General features: G+C 69.1%; 18 protein-coding genes. 6 read left to right on the top strand and 12 right to left on the bottom strand.

The window, feature by feature from the left end; translation table 11 throughout:
* Positions 1 to 30: 30 nt before the first annotated feature.
* Complete coding sequence (locus ACWEVP_RS44835; RefSeq protein ID WP_452068694.1) at positions 31 to 954, top strand: class I SAM-dependent methyltransferase; 924 nt, start codon at positions 31 to 33, stop codon at positions 952 to 954.
* Here ACWEVP_RS44835 and ACWEVP_RS44830 read toward each other — a convergent pair.
* On the bottom strand, positions 914 to 1,438 hold the full coding sequence (locus tag ACWEVP_RS44830; protein ID WP_452068693.1) for a carboxymuconolactone decarboxylase family protein: 525 nt from the start codon (positions 1,436 to 1,438) through the stop codon (positions 914 to 916). The genes ACWEVP_RS44835 and ACWEVP_RS44830 overlap by 41 nt on opposite strands.
* Positions 1,439 to 1,499: 61 nt before the next feature.
* On the opposite strand from ACWEVP_RS44830, the gene ACWEVP_RS44825 reads away from it, so the two are divergent.
* From ACWEVP_RS44825 to ACWEVP_RS44810, 4 genes are read left to right on the top strand one after another with little or no spacing between them, the layout of a single operon-like run.
* Entirely contained in the window at positions 1,500 to 1,808 is a 309-nt protein-coding gene (locus ACWEVP_RS44825) for a metal-sensitive transcriptional regulator (protein ID WP_452068692.1), read from the top strand.
* A gap of 19 nt (positions 1,809 to 1,827) precedes the next feature.
* Positions 1,828 to 2,034 (top strand): heavy-metal-associated domain-containing protein, encoded by a 207-nt coding sequence (locus ACWEVP_RS44820; RefSeq protein ID WP_452068691.1) that lies wholly within the window; start codon positions 1,828 to 1,830, stop codon positions 2,032 to 2,034.
* A gap of 52 nt (positions 2,035 to 2,086) precedes the next feature.
* On the top strand, positions 2,087 to 3,022 hold the full coding sequence (locus tag ACWEVP_RS44815; protein ID WP_452068690.1) for a hypothetical protein: 936 nt from the start codon (positions 2,087 to 2,089) through the stop codon (positions 3,020 to 3,022).
* A 25-nt stretch (positions 3,023 to 3,047) separates the two neighbouring features.
* Positions 3,048 to 5,300 carry a heavy metal translocating P-type ATPase gene (locus ACWEVP_RS44810; protein WP_452068689.1) on the top strand — a complete coding sequence of 751 codons (2,253 nt, stop codon included), beginning with the start codon at positions 3,048 to 3,050 and terminating at the stop codon, positions 5,298 to 5,300.
* Positions 5,301 to 5,340: 40 nt separating this feature from the next.
* On the opposite strand, the gene ACWEVP_RS44805 is transcribed toward ACWEVP_RS44810, so the two are convergent.
* The 11 genes from ACWEVP_RS44805 to ACWEVP_RS44755 all read right to left on the bottom strand — a co-directional run bounded on the left by ACWEVP_RS44805 (position 5,341) and on the right by ACWEVP_RS44755 (position 14,060).
* Entirely contained in the window at positions 5,341 to 6,276 is a 936-nt protein-coding gene (locus tag ACWEVP_RS44805; protein ID WP_452068688.1) for a M56 family metallopeptidase, read from the bottom strand.
* Positions 6,273 to 6,635, bottom strand: coding sequence for a BlaI/MecI/CopY family transcriptional regulator (locus ACWEVP_RS44800; protein ID WP_452068687.1), 363 nt, complete (start codon positions 6,633 to 6,635; stop codon positions 6,273 to 6,275). Before ACWEVP_RS44800 ends, ACWEVP_RS44805 begins: the two co-directional genes overlap by 4 nt.
* Positions 6,636 to 6,672: 37 nt before the next feature.
* Positions 6,673 to 7,707, bottom strand: coding sequence for an NlpC/P60 family protein (locus ACWEVP_RS44795; protein ID WP_452068686.1), 1,035 nt, complete (start codon positions 7,705 to 7,707; stop codon positions 6,673 to 6,675).
* Between the two features lie 260 nt (positions 7,708 to 7,967).
* Positions 7,968 to 8,591, bottom strand: coding sequence for a DUF305 domain-containing protein (locus tag ACWEVP_RS44790; RefSeq protein WP_452068685.1), 624 nt, complete (start codon positions 8,589 to 8,591; stop codon positions 7,968 to 7,970).
* Between the two features lie 62 nt (positions 8,592 to 8,653).
* Positions 8,654 to 9,055 carry a DUF6153 family protein gene (locus ACWEVP_RS44785; RefSeq protein WP_452068684.1) on the bottom strand — a complete coding sequence of 134 codons (402 nt, stop codon included), beginning with the start codon at positions 9,053 to 9,055 and terminating at the stop codon, positions 8,654 to 8,656.
* Positions 9,056 to 9,109: 54 nt separating this feature from the next.
* Entirely contained in the window at positions 9,110 to 9,943 is an 834-nt protein-coding gene (locus ACWEVP_RS44780) for a class I SAM-dependent methyltransferase (protein ID WP_452068683.1), read from the bottom strand.
* A gap of 150 nt (positions 9,944 to 10,093) precedes the next feature.
* A complete protein-coding gene (locus ACWEVP_RS44775; protein ID WP_452068682.1) occupies positions 10,094 to 10,735 on the bottom strand; it encodes a DUF305 domain-containing protein in 642 nt (213 codons plus the stop codon).
* Between the two features lie 59 nt (positions 10,736 to 10,794).
* A complete protein-coding gene (locus tag ACWEVP_RS44770) occupies positions 10,795 to 11,199 on the bottom strand; it encodes a DUF6153 family protein (protein ID WP_452068681.1) in 405 nt (134 codons plus the stop codon).
* Between the two features lie 46 nt (positions 11,200 to 11,245).
* The gene (locus ACWEVP_RS44765) at positions 11,246 to 12,493 is read right to left on the bottom strand and encodes an MFS transporter (protein ID WP_452068680.1); all 1,248 of its coding nucleotides are present in this window, start codon (positions 12,491 to 12,493) and stop codon (positions 11,246 to 11,248) included.
* On the bottom strand, positions 12,490 to 13,629 hold the full coding sequence (locus ACWEVP_RS44760) for a PLP-dependent cysteine synthase family protein (protein ID WP_452068679.1): 1,140 nt from the start codon (positions 13,627 to 13,629) through the stop codon (positions 12,490 to 12,492). Before ACWEVP_RS44760 ends, ACWEVP_RS44765 begins: the two co-directional genes overlap by 4 nt.
* Positions 13,630 to 13,700: 71 nt before the next feature.
* Positions 13,701 to 14,060, bottom strand: a complete 360-nt coding sequence (locus tag ACWEVP_RS44755; protein WP_452068678.1) for a hypothetical protein — start codon at positions 14,058 to 14,060, stop codon at positions 13,701 to 13,703.
* 388 nt (positions 14,061 to 14,448) lie between these two features.
* Between ACWEVP_RS44755 and ACWEVP_RS44750 the strand changes: the two genes are divergently transcribed.
* The gene (locus tag ACWEVP_RS44750) at positions 14,449 to 15,117 is read left to right on the top strand and encodes a hypothetical protein (protein ID WP_452068677.1); all 669 of its coding nucleotides are present in this window, start codon (positions 14,449 to 14,451) and stop codon (positions 15,115 to 15,117) included.
* Positions 15,118 to 15,120 lie beyond the last annotated feature (3 nt).

The following is a 15,120-nucleotide window of genomic DNA, read 5'->3' as shown; positions in this document are numbered from 1 at the left end:
GGTGTGAGCGGAGGGAAGGGAGTCCGGCGGATGACCGAACACGCTGAGGTCGACGACGGTAGAGCTGGAGCGGTGCAGGGTCCGGTTGTCGATCGATCCGAACCTGGCGGCCGCGACGAGCTCGTCCGGGCCCAGTTCGACGATCCGGCCGACGCGGCCTCCTATGCCGCGTTGTACCGGAGCCGGGGGCCGGTCGAACGGTACTTCTCGTCCCGGATGTGCGCCGTCATGGCGGCGCTCGAGCGGTCGCCGGGCGGCGACCTGGTCGACATCGGGTGCGGTCCGGGGATGTTCGCGCAGCAACTGTGGCGGTCTCGCCCGGATGACTTTCGGATCACCGTTGTCGACCGGTCGCCCGCGATGATCGCGGAAGCCGCGGCCCGCGTCCGGGGCTCGGACGTCCGGCTGGCAGTGGGGGAGGCCGAAAACGTGCCGTTTCCCGAAGCCAGCTTCGACATCGCCGTGGCGATGGGGGTCCTGGAGTACTGCGACATCGCCGCGGGGCTGCGTGAGTGCGCGCGGGTGGTGCGCGAGGACGGGCTCCTGCTGGTGACGATGCTCAACCCGCTCAGTCCGTACCGGATGTTCGAATGGGGACTGTACTGGCCGCTCCTGCGGCTGCTGGGCAAGGTGGAGGGCATATTCGGCCGGCCTGCCGGGAGACGGCACGGCCGAAACCGGACCGGGATCCGGGCGGTGCCGTCGCGGAAGCTGTGCGCGTTGCTCCGGGATGCCGGGTGGGAGCCGGTCGACGTCGTCCACTACGACGTCACGCCGGTCGTTCCACCGTTCGATCAGTTTTTGTGGCGGTGGTCCAAGCGGTGGCGTGATCATCCGGAGGTCACCCTCGGTCGTGGGGCGAGGAGGTGGCTCGGCAGCGCCTACCTGGTGGTCGCGGCCCGGGGCGGCCCGGTCAGGTCTCCGGTGTCGGCTCCAGTCCGGCGACCAGGTTGAAGGCGCCGGTCAGGTGGTTGAGCGACACCAAGCCCACGACGTCGGCGAGCGTCCTGTCGCTCCAGCCGTGCTGCCGCAGCTCGGCGATGTCCTCGCCGGTGATCGACGACGGCTCGGCAAGTACCCGGACGGCGTAGGTCAGCAAGGCTGCCTCGCGGGCGTCGGTCGAGGTGCCCTGACGTGCGAGTGAAATGTCCACTTCGTTCAAGCCGGCGTCGCGGGCGGCGTCCGAGTGGGCGGCAAGGCACAGCGCGCAGCCCAGCCATTCCTGAACGGCCAACGAGATCTTCTCGCTGAGCGCGCGCGGAAGCTTCACACGCTTGATCGCGCGGGACAGTTCGAGGTAGCCCTGCAGTAGGGCGGGGGAATGAGCCATCGTCGCGGTCATCGCGCCGGCGTCGCCGTGCCGGTCGACGATTTCCTGCAGCAGTTGCCGGGACCGCTCAGGTGCGTCGGCCGGGGTGAGCGGAGTGATGCGTGTCATGGGAACTCCTGTCGCCGATCGGCTTGTTGCCTACCGTACCCCCCTAGGGTATAAATGACGTATGAGTGAGACGACCTCCGGCGCCGGCCAGCACGGCTACAGTGCCGGCAAAGAGGACTACCTGAAGCGCCTGCGGCGCATCGAGGGGCAGATCCGCGGGCTGCAGCGGATGGTCGAGGACGACAAGTACTGCATCGACATCCTGACCCAGGTGTCCGCGGCCACGAAGGCGCTGCAGTCGGTGTCGCTCGGCCTGATGGACGAACATCTGCAGCACTGCGTCAGCCAGGCGATCGCCGAGGGTGGCACGACGGCCGAAGACAAGATCCGCGAGGCGAGCGACGCGATCGCCCGGCTCGTCCGTTCCTGAACCGAAAGGGAGAGAGACCATGAGCGTGCAGACCTACACCGTGACCGGCATGACCTGCGAGCACTGCGTCCGCTCGGTCACCGAGGAGATCAGTGAACTCGGCGGCGTCACCGACGTCGTCGTGGATCTGTCGACCGGCAAGGTGATCGTGACCAGCAGCAAGGACCTCGACGTCGCGGACGTGCGCGGCGCCGTCAAGGAAGCCGGGTACGAGCTGACCGCCTGAACCGCGGCAGCTTCTCGACCTGCGGGCGCCTGCCCGCGGTGAGGACACGGACATGAACACAGCAGCGAAGCTCTCCGCCTACGGTGCGGCGCTCGTCCTGGTCGCCGGTGGCGCCTGGGCGACCGGCACCGCTGTCGGTCCCTTCTCCAGCGCGGCTGGAGTGCACGGCGACGAGGACGCCGGGCACGGGGACGCCCACAGCGGCACCGTCGCGGAGGCCGCGAGCACCCACGAGCCCGGCGGGCTCGCGTCGTCCAGGGGCGGCTACACCCTCACGCCCACCAGCACGACGCTCACTCCCGGGACGAAGACGCCCTTCACCTTCCGCATCACCGGCCCGGACGGGCACGCGGTGACCGCCTTCGACGTCGAGCACGAGAAGCGGCTGCACCTCATCGTCGTCCGGCGGGACACCGCCGGTTTCCAGCACGTGCACCCCGACCTCGCGGCCGACGGCACGTGGAGCGTGCCGCTGTCCGTCGTGGACGCGGGCAGCTACCGCGCGTTCGCCGACTTCAAGCCGACCGGCGCCGAAGCGACGACGCTGGGCGTCGACCTGGTGGCACCGGGTGACTTCCGGCCGGTCGATCATGCGCCGTCGAAGACGTCCGCTGTGGACGGCTACCAGGTCCGGCTCGACGGCGACCTGGTACCCGGCAACACGTCGAAGGTCGCCGTCACGGTCACCAAGGACGGCAAGCCCGTCACCGACCTGCAGCCTTACCTCGGCGCGTACGGCCACCTCGTGGCCCTGCGCGGTGGCGACCTGGCCTACCTGCACGTCCACCCGGACGGCGAACCCGGCGACGGCAAGACTCCCGCGGGCCCCACGGTGACGTTCTACGCCGAGGTCCCCTCGGCGGGCACCTACCGGTTGTTCCTGGACTTCCAGCACGCCGGGAAGGTCCGCACGGCCGAGTTCACGCTGACCACGTCCGCCGCCACCGGCGCACCCGCGGCCGAAACCGGCCACGGCGCCCACGGCTGACCACCGCGATCAGGGAAGGAAAGACATGAGCACCGAAGTCGAACGTCCCCAGGTCGCGGCCAACGAGGTCGAGCTGGCGATCACGGGGATGACGTGCGCGTCGTGCGCGATGCGGATCGAGCGGAAGCTGAACAAGCTGGACGGCGTGACCGCGACGGTCAACTACGCCACCGAGAAGGCGAAGGTGGTCTACTCCGGCGACGTCGAGCCGCAACGCCTGGTCGAGCAGGTGGAGGCCGCGGGCTACGGCGCCACGCTGCCCGTCCCGAAGACCGAGGCACCGGAGGCGGTCGAGGAAGAGGATCCGACGCGGGCGTTGCGGCAGCGGCTGATCGTGTCGGCGTTGCTGTCGCTGCCGGTCGTGCTGCTGGCCATGGTGCCGGCGCTGCAGTTCACGTACTGGCAGTGGATTTCGCTGACGCTCGCCGCGCCGGTGCTGGTGTGGGGTGCGTGGCCGTTCCACCGCGCGGCCTGGGCGAACCTGCGCCACGGCGCCGCGACGATGGACACGCTGATCTCGCTCGGCACGCTGGCGGCGTTCCTGTGGTCGTTGTACGCGCTGCTGTTCGGCACTGCGGGCGTGGCGGGGATGACGCACCCGTTCGAGCTGACCATCGAGCGGATGGCAGGTGACGGCAACATCTACCTCGAGGTCGCGGCCGGCGTGACGACGTTCATCCTGGCCGGCCGCTACTTCGAGGCCCGCTCCAAGCGCCGCGCCGGCGCCGCCCTGCGGGCGCTGCTCGAACTGGGCGCGAAGGACGTCGCCGTACTGCGGAATGGCCGTGAGGAGCGCATCCCAGTCGACCAGCTGCAGGTCGGGGACCGGTTCGTCGTGCGGCCCGGCGAGAAGATCGCCACCGACGGCGTGATCGAGGACGGCAGCTCGGCGGTCGACGCCAGCATGCTCACCGGCGAAAGCGTCCCGGTCGAGGTCGCTCCCGGCGACTCCGTGGTCGGCGCGACCGTCAACGCCGGTGGCCGGCTGGTCGTGCGGGCGACCCGGATCGGGTCCGACACGCAGCTCGCGCAGATGGCGAAGCTGGTCGAGGACGCGCAGACCGGCAAGGCCCAGGTCCAGCGGCTCGCCGACCGCGTGTCCGCGGTGTTCGTCCCGATCGTCATCGCGCTCGCCGTGGGCACGCTGGCCTTCTGGCTCGGCGCCGGAGGCACAGCGTCGGCAGCGTTCACCGCGGCGGTGGCCGTGCTGATCATCGCCTGCCCCTGCGCGCTCGGGCTCGCGACGCCGACCGCGCTGCTGGTCGGCACCGGCCGCGGCGCGCAGCTGGGCATCCTGATCAAGGGTCCGGAGGTGCTGGAGTCGACCCGGCGGGTGGACACCGTGGTGCTGGACAAGACCGGCACCGTCACCACCGGCCAGATGGCGCTGGTCGACGTCCACACTGCCGACGGCGTCGAGGCGGACGAGGTGCTGCGGCTGGCCGGCGCCCTGGAGAACGCCTCCGAGCACCCGATCGCCCAGGCGATCGCCCGCGGCGCCCGGGACAGGGTCGGCGACCTGCCCGAGGTCGAAGACTTCACGAACATCGAAGGGCTCGGTGTTCAGGGGGTCGTTGACGGCGCAGCGGTGCTCGTCGGCCGGACGGCGCTGCTGGCCGAGTGGAGCCTGCACGTGCCCGACGAGCTGGCCAAGGCCAAGGCCGAAGCCGAGCAGCTCGGCCGGACAGCGGTCGCGGTCGGCTGGGACGGGCAGGCCCGCGCCGTCCTGGTCGTCGCCGACACGGTCAAGCCGACCTCCGCCGAGGCGATCGCGAAACTGCGTGGGCTCGGGTTGACCCCGGTGCTGCTGACCGGCGACAACGAAGCCGTTGCGAAGGCAGTGGCCGCCGAGGTCGGAATCGAGCAGGTGGTCGCCGAGGTGCTGCCGAAGGACAAGGTCGACGTCGTCCGGCGGCTGCAGGAGCAAGGCAAGGTCGTGGCCATGGTCGGGGACGGCGTCAACGACGCCGCGGCCTTGGCGCAGGCCGACCTGGGCCTGGCGATGGGCACCGGCACCGACGTGGCCATCGAGGCCGCGGACCTGACGCTGGTACGCGGCGACCTGCGGGCGGCGGTGGACGCGATCCGGCTGTCGCGGCGGACGCTGCGGACGATCAAGGGCAACCTGTTCTGGGCGTTCGCCTACAACGTCGCGGCGCTGCCGCTGGCCGCGGCGGGCTTGCTGAACCCGATGATCGCGGGCGCGGCGATGGCGTTCAGCTCGGTGTTCGTGGTCAGCAACAGCCTCCGCCTCCGCGGTTTCCGCGCGGCGAGCTGAGTGGTTCCGTGAGGGCCGCCCACCAGCCGGTGGGCGGCCCTCACGGGCAGGAAATCAGGCTGGTCCCGATCACCAGAGCGGCGGCGACCGCTGCGGGGGCAACCAGCGCGGCGAACCCGCCGGCCACCGACACCGCCTGGGCGACGAGCCGCGAGCCGGAGCGGACGGTCAGCCGCTGCAGCCGGATCGCGGTGTCGCCGCCCGCCATGGCCAGCGAGCGCCGGGGACCCCCTACCGCCCGGATGGACAGGAGGGCGGAACGCAGAGGCTCGGAGCCGCACTGCGTCGCCGCCGTCCGGTCGGCCGCCAGCTCGACCAGCAGCTGGACCGCGCCGGGCAGCTCCCGCATCAGCGGGATGAACCCGAGCGTGCGGCCGAGGACGTCCGCCACCGCCGTGAGCAGGTGGTGACGGCTGCGGACGTGGGCCCGCTCGTGCGCCAGAACCGCGTTCAGCTCCCGCTCCGACAGCCGGTCCTTCAACCCCGTGCTGGCGACGATCAGCGCCTGGCGCCCGCCGAGGCTGTAGGCGACCGGTTCGTCCTCCGGCAGCCAGAGGGTCGGCAGCGGTCGGCCGTCGGCGGAGCCGGACAGCCGCAGCGCGACCAGATGGCGGCGGTGCAGAACGTTGCGGCGCCGACGGCGTCCGGCTGAAGCCAGCGCGAGCCGGGTGGTCGCGGCCAGCACGACGACGGCCGCCACGCTCCCGGCTATCGGGTCGAGGGCGGGCAGGCCGCCGTGGCCGACCGCGACCCAGCAGTCGTGCAGCACGGCCAGGACGGCCGCGGCCGGGCCGTGGCCTGGCAACGCCAGGAGCAGCACGCCGGCGATGGTTCCGGCGATGAGCCCAGCCGCGGTCAGCAACCACCAGGCGAGCGCCGTGCCGGGGCCCACCTGGGCGGAGAGCCTGCTCAGCGGCCGTGGTGACCACCAGCCGACCACCAGAACCCCGAGCAGGAGCGCCGCCGCGGTGATCACCGTTTGCGCGGCTTCCGGCGCAGGGCCTTGCGGAGGAAGTCCGACTCCTCCTCAGACGCCGAACGCACGAAGTGCAGCAGCACCGACTCCCGGTCGCCGCCGGAGTCGAGCAACTCCCGCAGCGTCTGCGCGGTGGCCTCCTCACGCGAGGTGACCGCGGTGTATCGGTAGGCGCGATTCTCCATCTCCCGGACGACCAAGCCTTTGCGGTGCAGGTTGTCCAGCACCGTCATGACGGTCGTGTAGGCCAGGTCGCGATGCTGGTTCAGCTCGTCGAGCACTTCCCGGACCCGCATCGGCTCTTCCGCGCTCCAGAGCACGTCCATCACCGACGCCTCGAGCTCACCCAGCTTCAGCATGGCACCTCCGCGCAGAAGGATACCTGTCCGGCCGGGATCACCCGACGATGCGCCGGGCGCCCATCAAGTGGCCGTCACCACGGATCGGGCGCACATCGACCAGCTGGCCCTCGGTTGGCGCGTCAACCATCTTGCCGTCGCCGACGTACATGCCGACGTGGTGGATGGCGCCGGCGTTGCCCGAACCGTCGTCGTAGAAGACCAGGTCGCCGGGGACGAGCTGGTTGAGCGCGACGGCCTTGCCCGCGGTGAACTGCTGGCGGCTGGTCCGCGGGAGGGTCACGCCGGCCTGCTTGTACGCCCAGGACGTCAGGCCGGAGCAGTCGAATTCGCTCGGGCCGGTGGCACCCCACTGGTACTCCGAGCCGCGCTTGGACAGCGCGGCCTGCAGGGCGTCGTTCGCGGCACCGGGCGGGCCGAGGTAGGAGCCGTTGTCCTGCACCTTGCCGAGCTTCTGGCGATCGGAGGAGGGCAGCTGGCCGAGCGCCTTGCGCACCTCGGCGATCTGGCCCTTGAGGTCTTCCTGGCGCTTGCGGACCTCCTCCACGGCCGCCGTCGCGTCGTCGGCGGCCAGCTGGGCCGTCTTCTGCGCGCTCGCGGCGGAGGTCTTGGCGTTTTCGGCACGATTCACAGCGTCGCGAAGCGCACCGAGTGTGGTGTTCTTCTGGTCGGCCAGCATCGACAGCGCCGAAGCGCGATCGAGGAACTCCTGCCGATTGCCGCTGTCGAGCAGCATCGCGGCGCTGTTGAGTTGTCCGCCGTCGAGCGCGGACAGGGCGATCTTGTCGACCTGCGGCCGGAACTGGGCGATCGCCGCCTGCGCTTGGGCCAGGTCGTCGTTGGCCTTGGTAACGGCCGCGTTCGCCTTGTCACGGTCCGCCTGCCGGGCGGTGAGCTGATCCTGAGCTGTGAGCAGGTCCTCGTCGGCCTTGGCGGCCTGCGCGCCGAGTTCCTGGTAGCGCTGCATGGGGTCCTGGCTGCTCGTGGGCGGCTGCGCCGGCTGAGCGCTCGCGGGAATCGTTCCCAAGCCGATGAGCAATAGGGCAGCGGTGGCGACGAGCGGATGTCGCATGGATCGCCGATGGGGTGTCACGGGTACCGAATCTCCTGTCGTGGGGACCTGCGTTCGAGTGGACCGCCCCGCCGGCCCGCGGTCACAGTAAGGTAACGCGCGAACCTTGTCCACTAGTCCCCTTAGTACTAGCCAGGTAGTTGTCATGACGCTGTGAGCGTTTTCACGGGTGAGTCCAATGGGGACGCGGGTCACAGGCTGGGAACACGCTGAAGGCCGTGCCGGGATTCCCCGGCACGGCCTTCAGGATTTCGAGGTTGTCAGCTCTGCGACAGCAGACCCTGCATCTCCGTGATCTCCGCCTGCTGGGCATCGATGATCTTCTGGGCGAGCGCCTTGGCGTCGGCGTTGCCGCCCTTCGAGAGCTCGGTCTTGGCCATCTCGACCGCGCCCTGGTGGTGCTTGATCATCATGTCGAGCCACATCTTGTCGAACTCGGCGCCCTTGGCCTGCTCGAGCTTCTGCATGTCGGCCTCGGACATCATGCCTGGCATGGAGCCCATCGACCCGTGGTCCATGCCCGGCATGCTCGGCATCGACGAGGTCGCCGGGGCGCCCCACGTGGACAGCCAACCCTGCATCTGCTGGATCTCTGGGCCCTGGGCCTTCTCGATCCGGCTCGCCAGATCGATGACCTTCGGGTTGGTGCTGCGGGACGGCACGAGCTTCGCCATGTCGATGGCCTGGCTGTGGTGCTGCACCATCTGCTGGGCGAACGCGATGTCGTCGGCGTTGTGGCCTGCCGCCTGCTGGCTCGGCGCCGCGGCCGGCGCGGACGAACTGGAGCCCATGCCGGGCATGGACTCGTGGTCGCCGCTGCTACACGCACTCAACACGAGCGCGGACACGACGGCGATGCCGCTGACGAGCAGAGTTTTGCGCATGACAAATCCTTCTCTGTGAATTGCTGGGTAAGACCGGTGAGGACCGCGGAGAACGCGGCCGGTCAGGTTCGCAGGACGCAGAGAGAGGTGAGGATCAGCCGACCACGTCTGTCGGGTGGACGCCCGGGGATCGGAGAGCCGCGGGGGCTCGCGGGCGCCGTAATCGCCGCCGGGCGCGACTGCCGGAGCGCCACGAGCGCGAGGAGGAGTGCCACTGCCGCAGAGATCACGGCCAGGCAGAGGTGAAGGAGGCCGTGTGCGCCGTCCGGCATGCCGGGGTGGTGCTCGCCGGTGTCTGTGCCGACGACCTCGACAGAGACGACTTGGGCCGTCGGCGTGGCGTGCATCACAGAAGCGCCCTGGCGGTTTCCGGCCATGCTGACGTGGTGCATGGCGACGACGCACAGCGCGAGCGCGCACAGCAGGATCACCTGCTGTGCCTTGCCGAGCCGGGGCGTTGCCATGCCTCTACGGTACTCAACCCCCGTCAGCCGAGCCCGCCGTGGTCCGCTGCTCGGCTACGCCGAGTTCTCGTTGGTCATGAAGAAGTAGGCATAACGCTCGTCCAGCTCGTTTTTCGGGACGAGCTGGACGGCGTGCGGGGTCAGCCCGCACTTCGTGGCAAGTTGCCAGAACGAATCGATCGGATAGGTCGTCATCTCGGCCAGCCCGGACCGGTAGGAGCGGTGCCGCGGCCTGGTTCGCCACCGGCCGGTGTCGTACTTGATCTGGACCAGCGCCAGGCCGCCCGGAGCCAGGAGTTCTCGCGCGATGCGCAGAAGTCGCTCGCCGTAAGCAGGTGTGGGGATGAGCTCGAAAACGTAGAAGCACAGGAAAATGTCACACTTGACGTCGATCTCCCGAAGAGCGGCTTCGGGGTGGTCGACCGCGATCTCGATCGCGCGGAAACTGGTGTCACAGGTCGCCGCGACTTGCCGTCGGCACTCGTCGAGCGTCTCCGGAGAAATGTCGACACCGATGAATTCGCCGCATCGCGGTGCAAAATGGACGGCATTCGCCCCGCCGCCGCAGCCCCATTCCACGACGTGGTTCCACGGCCGCGCCGAACCGACCATCCGGGCCCCGGCCTCGAACATGGTCAGGTGTTCGGCGCCGATCCGCGCCCAGACGTCGTTACCCGCAAAGGGATCCGAGGCCTTCCAATGCGAGTTGGCCTTCCAGTGGCCGTCACGCGGCCTCTTCCAGTATTCCTGAGAGTCGGCTGCTATCGTCTCCTCGGCTTGCCTGACACCAACCGTGGCGAGGCTTCGCTGCAGGAGCTCTTCGCCTCGCCTGACGACCTGTTTCGCTCCGGTCGCCGCCGACGAAAGGTAACTAGCCAGCTGAGTCATGCAGTTGGTGCCTTTCCGGACGGCTTGGGCAGCGAAACCTGAGTGCTATCGAGCGTAGTACTATTTTTGATGGTTGACCATCTTCGTTACCGCATGACAAACGGCGCGGTGTGGGCGTGAACCGCCCACACCGCGCCGCTGGCCGTTTGGTCAGCTCCCGGAGAGCATCCCCTGCATCTCGGTGATCTCACCCTGCTGGGCGTCGATGATCTTCTGGGCCAGCGCCTTGGCCTCCGGGCTCGCGCCCTTGCCGAGTTCGGTCTGCGCCATGTCGAGGGCGCCCTGGTGGTGCTTGATCATCATGTCGAGCCACATCTTGTCGAACTCGGCGCCCTTGGCCTGTTCGAGCTGCTTCATTTCGTCGGCGGACATCATCCCGGGCATCGATCCGCCGGACATGCCCGGCATGGAGCCGTCGCTCATCCCGGGCATGGTCGGGGTGTTCATGCCGGGCATCGACGCGTTCCAGTTCGACAGCCAGCCTTGCATCTGCTGGATCTCGGGATCCTGGCCCTTCTCGATCCGGCTCGCCAGATCGATCACCTGCGGGTTCTTGCTGCGGCCCGACACCAGTTTCGCCATGTTCACGGCTTCGGTGTGGTGGGGGATCATCTGCTGGACGAAGGTCACGTCGTCGGGGTTGTGCCCGGCCTGCTGACCGGCGCCGGCACCGGCGGCCGGTGCGGAGGACTGCATCCCGGGCATGGAGGTGCTGCCGGAGTCGGTGCCGCAGGCGCCGAGGAGCAGGGCCGAGGCCAGGGCGATGCCGCTGATGAGGATGGTTGTGCGCATGTCGGATCCTTCTCTACTGGTCAAAGGGAATCGAACGGGTCTCGGGGAGAGCCGATCGATCACACTCGCAACACGCAGAGAGAATTGAGCGCAGCACGCCCGTGCAGGTCCGGCGGCTGGCTGGGCCGAGGCGCCCCGCGGGGGGTCGGTGTCGGCGGCGCGCCGAGCCGGGAGAACCCGGCGAACGCCAGCGACAACAGGAGCAGAAGCGTCGTCCCGTCCAGGATGGCCAGGCACACCTGCGTCATCACATGTGCGCCGCACAGCGCGCAGGCATGGTGCGGTGAGTCGAGTTCAGAGGCCTGGACCGTTACGGCCGAAGCCGGTTCCGCGTGTTGAGCGACGGTTTCGGCCGGGCTGAATATCGCACCTGGAGCACTGACGTGGTGCATCAGGATGACGCCGAGAGCGAGCGCGCACAGCAGGAACAGCCGCTGTGTCCTGCTGAGCGCGCCCGCCGGCATGGCATCTCCGAACAACGACCCCCGGGCCGTTCCCGGGATACGCCTCCTACACGGACGCCGGGGCGAGCCGGTTCATCGCTCCGAGGGCGCGGAGGCACCACGCGCAGCCCGCGCCGAGCGCAGTGAGGGCGAGCCATGGTGCGGCGGGAAACCCAGCGTCTCGCGCGAGGTCGAGCACGCTGCCGGTGAAGAGGTTCCCCAGCAGGATTCCGACACCGACAACCGTGTTGTAGAGCCCGTAGTGCGTCGCGACGAGGTTGCCCCGCGAGAGCGCGACGATGGTGTCCATCTCGAACGGGAAGACGACGACCGTGCCGAGGGAGAGCAGAACCGCGGACAGAACCAGGGGAATCCAGGCCAGCACGCCGGAGTCGCCGGTCCATCCGGAACTGAGAGCGGGCGGCAAGAACGCGATGGCCATCAGAGCCAAGCCTGTGGCCAAGCACCGGCCCGCACTCCACCGTTCCCGGCACCAGGCCGTGACGCGCAGCTGCCCCGCGATCGCGAGGGCTCCGGACAGTCCGAAAAGGATCGTGATCAGCGCGGTGCCGGCGAATCCGGAACCGGCGATCCGCCGGGCTTCCAGCGGCAGAGCCAGGTAGATCTGGAAGGAAAGTACGTACGAACCGATCATGGCCAGCGCGAACAGAACGAACGAGCGGTTGCCGAACACGGTGGCCCAGTCGTGCCGGATCGACCGCGCGGCCGGTTCCCCGGTGGCTGAATGCGCAGGCAAGGCGCGGATTTGCAGCACGGTGAGCACGGCGAAGACGGCGGCCGCGGTGAGGCAGGTCAGTTTGAAGTCCACGCTGGTGAGGGCCAGGCCGACGACAGGACCGAGCAGGATTCCGGTCTGGTAGAAGACGTTGAAGAGGGCGAACGCCTCGACTCGCCGCTGGCCCGCGTTCTCGGCGAGGTAAGCGCGGACCGCGGGGTTGAAAAGTGCGCCGGCGAACCCGGTGGCGGCCGACGCGACGATCAGCGCGGGAACCGAGTCGACCAGCCCGAGCAAGGCGAACCCGCCGGTGCGCAGGGCGCACCCGGCGATGATCAGCGGCTTGTAGCCGAACCGATCGGCCAGCGTTCCGCCGATCAGGAACATGCCTTGCTGGGAGAAGTTGCGCACGCCCATGACCAGCCCGACGACCCAGCCGGCCAGCGCGAGATCGCCGGAGAGATGGGTGGCCAGGTAGGGCATCAGCATGTAGAAGCCGAGGTTGATGGTGAGCTGGTTCAGCATCAGCAGCCGGGCCGGCCGGTCGAAGGACCGGTATCGGGAAAGCGGTGATGTCACTGGTGCACCGCCAGGGGCCCCGCTGCGACCGGATCCACGACCTGGGCGCACCTCGTCCAGCGGTCGACGACTCGCTCGGCCGGGTGGGTCAGCGTGTCCGGTTCGGCGCCGGGTGGGACGTCGAGGAGCCCGTGCCGGGTGCAGTACTCGTCGTTGTAAACGGTGTCGAAGTAGCGGTGTGGTCCATCCGGGAACACCGCTGCGATCCGCGCGTCGGCCGGCTCGGTGCGGGCCAGCCAGCCGGCGACGAGCGCGACCGCGCCGACGCTCCACCCGCCGGTCGCGTGCTGCGACGCGGCGAGGCGCCGACAGGTCCACACGGACTCGGCCGGCGAGACCCAGTGGACCTCGTCGAAGCCGGCGTAGTCGACGTTGCGCGGGTAGATGCTCGAGCCGAGCCCGCGCATCAGCCGCGGCCGCGCGGGCTGGCCGAAGATGGTCGAGCCGACGGTGTCCACGCCCACGACCTTCAGGTGCGGGACATACTGGCGCAGCACCTGCGAGACACCGGCGGAGTGACCGCCGGTGCCGACCGAGCAGACGAGGACATCGACGCGGCCGAGCTGGGCGACGAGCTCGAGCGCCAGTGGCGCGTAGGCGGCGATGTTGTCGGGGTTGTGGTACTGGTCCGGGCAATACGCACCCGGGAGGGTGGCCAGGAGCTCTTGGACCCGTTCGCGGCGGGCTTGCTGCCACCCACCGGTCGGGTGCGGCTCCGAGACCAGATCCACGTGGGCGCCATGAGCGGTCAGCATCCGATGCACGATCGGCTCCAGGCCGGGGTCGGTGACCACGGTCACCGGGTGCCCGTGCACGATGCCGGCGAGCGCGAGTCCCAGCCCGAGAGTGCCGCTGGTCGACTCGACGATCGGAGCGCCGGGCGCGAGTTCGCCGCGAAGCCGGGCCTGTTCGATCATGTGCAGGGCGGGACGGTCCTTCATGCCGCCCGGGTTGAAGCCTTCGAGCTTTGCCCAGTAGCCGCGGCCCGGTGGGGCGTCGGGCTGGTCGATCCAGAGCACCGGGGTGTTGCCGACGGCGTTGGCCGGGTTTTGGCACCGCGCCGCGGTCGTGAGCAGCCGGGGCGGCGAGCCCGTTCCAGGGGTGGGCAGGCCGTTGACGGGCAGGGTTGTCCTCATCGAGTTCTCTTTCGCGTGTGTGCCGCTCGGGCGGCGAGGGGACGGTGAACAGGCCGGCTTCTCCGGGCTGATCACGTCCGCGAGACGCAGAGCTCGATGAGGTAATGCGGTCCCGATCTGACCACCGGCGGGCCGGCGGCGGCGAGATCGTTCCCGACCGGCGGTTCCCGCCCGGTCACGAGGGCCGCGAGCGCGGCCAGTGCGAGGACCTCGAGCCAGGAGCCGTCGGTGATGCTCCTGAATCCGCGGCACACGGTGTCGTCGACGCCGTGGGAGCGGTGGTGACCGGGTGCCGGGTCGCAGTCCTGGTGTTCCGGTGCTGGTTCGGCGGCCTGGAAGGCGACGACCTGGTCGGTGGGGGCGTGGTCGTGCGTCGCGTGTCCCGCCGGGCAGCAGAGGCCCAGGTGCAGGGAGAGAAAGCCGAACAGCACCACGAGAAGCCAGCGGACGTGCTTGCTGGTGCGACAGTTCGTAGTCGTCGAGCCCCTCACAGTTACCGGACCGTATCAGTGATGATCTTGTGCATGCCACGTTCCGGGGGATGATCACCGGAGGTTTGGCCGGAATTCACTCGATTCAGCTCTTCTACTACTGTAGGTAGTTGCCGTGCGTAGTGTCGGCGACCCGACGATCGGCCGGGGCCGGTCGGGTGAGCGCAGCGGGCTTACTGCGGGCATGCACAACTAGTCTACTTAGTAAAGTAGTAGTAAGTGGCGTGTTTGCGACTTTCGTAGCTGTGAAGCCAGATCTTGCCGGGTTAACTTTCCGTCTGCCGTCCGTACTCCCGGATGGGTCCCCAACGGAATCAAGGAGTTTGCCATGCGCAAATGGCGACTGCTTCTCCTGGTGCCGCTCGCTGTGGCGGCACTCGGCCTCACGACGACCGAGGCATCGGCGAGCAACAGCTGGGGCGGGTACCACTGGGCCCGCTCGTCGACGTCCACGACCCTGCGGCTGACCATTCTCGACAGCGTCACCTCGACCTGGGATGCCAACCTCAGCAAGGCCAACTCGGACTGGAACCGCTCGCCGGTGTTCGAGAACGTGATCTCGGCGAGTGACACAAGCACGACGACGCGGCGCAGCTGCCCCGCCTCGTCCGGCCGGGTCCGGGTCTGCAACTACACCTACGGCAGCACGGGCTGGCTCGGCGTCGCCGAAATCGACCTCTCCAGCGGCACCCACATCGCCTGGGGCACCACGAAGGTCAACGACTCCTACGGGATGGGGTCCGCGGCCAAGCAGCACGTCATGTGCCAGGAGGTCGGGCACGACTTCGGGCTGGACCACCAGTTCACGAACGCCCAGTCCTGCATGGACTACGCGGGGCAGACCGACCCCGCGTACGTCTCGCCGAACTCGCACGACTACAGCGAGCTGCTGGCGATCTACAACCACGGTGACGGTTCCGCCGCGGCGGCGTCGGCTCCGTCGCAGTCGAAGATCACCGCGGGCGGCGTCCAGACGTCCATCTACTGGAACGACTGACCG

Source organism: Amycolatopsis sp. NPDC003865 (assembly GCF_053605345.1).
This window is presented reverse-complemented; position numbering and strand designations above follow the sequence as displayed.

Excerpts from the sequence above, each read along its gene's own strand:
- ACWEVP_RS44835 (WP_452068694.1), top strand. The coding sequence starts at position 31 with ATGACCGAACACGCTGAGGTCGACGACGGTAGAGCTGGAGCGGTGCAG.
- ACWEVP_RS44830 (WP_452068693.1), bottom strand. The coding sequence starts at position 1,438 with ATGACACGCATCACTCCGCTCACCCCGGCCGACGCACCTGAGCGGTCC.
- ACWEVP_RS44825 (WP_452068692.1), top strand. The coding sequence starts at position 1,500 with ATGAGTGAGACGACCTCCGGCGCCGGCCAGCACGGCTACAGTGCCGGC.
- ACWEVP_RS44820 (WP_452068691.1), top strand. The coding sequence starts at position 1,828 with ATGAGCGTGCAGACCTACACCGTGACCGGCATGACCTGCGAGCACTGC.
- ACWEVP_RS44815 (WP_452068690.1), top strand. The coding sequence starts at position 2,087 with ATGAACACAGCAGCGAAGCTCTCCGCCTACGGTGCGGCGCTCGTCCTG.
- ACWEVP_RS44810 (WP_452068689.1), top strand. The coding sequence starts at position 3,048 with ATGAGCACCGAAGTCGAACGTCCCCAGGTCGCGGCCAACGAGGTCGAG.
- ACWEVP_RS44800 (WP_452068687.1), bottom strand. The coding sequence starts at position 6,635 with ATGCTGAAGCTGGGTGAGCTCGAGGCGTCGGTGATGGACGTGCTCTGG.
- ACWEVP_RS44795 (WP_452068686.1), bottom strand. The coding sequence starts at position 7,707 with ATGCGACATCCGCTCGTCGCCACCGCTGCCCTATTGCTCATCGGCTTG.
- ACWEVP_RS44790 (WP_452068685.1), bottom strand. The coding sequence starts at position 8,591 with ATGCGCAAAACTCTGCTCGTCAGCGGCATCGCCGTCGTGTCCGCGCTC.
- ACWEVP_RS44785 (WP_452068684.1), bottom strand. The coding sequence starts at position 9,055 with ATGGCAACGCCCCGGCTCGGCAAGGCACAGCAGGTGATCCTGCTGTGC.
- ACWEVP_RS44780 (WP_452068683.1), bottom strand. The coding sequence starts at position 9,943 with ATGACTCAGCTGGCTAGTTACCTTTCGTCGGCGGCGACCGGAGCGAAA.
- ACWEVP_RS44775 (WP_452068682.1), bottom strand. The coding sequence starts at position 10,735 with ATGCGCACAACCATCCTCATCAGCGGCATCGCCCTGGCCTCGGCCCTG.
- ACWEVP_RS44770 (WP_452068681.1), bottom strand. The coding sequence starts at position 11,199 with ATGCCGGCGGGCGCGCTCAGCAGGACACAGCGGCTGTTCCTGCTGTGC.
- ACWEVP_RS44760 (WP_452068679.1), bottom strand. The coding sequence starts at position 13,629 with ATGAGGACAACCCTGCCCGTCAACGGCCTGCCCACCCCTGGAACGGGC.
- ACWEVP_RS44750 (WP_452068677.1), top strand. The coding sequence starts at position 14,449 with ATGCGCAAATGGCGACTGCTTCTCCTGGTGCCGCTCGCTGTGGCGGCA.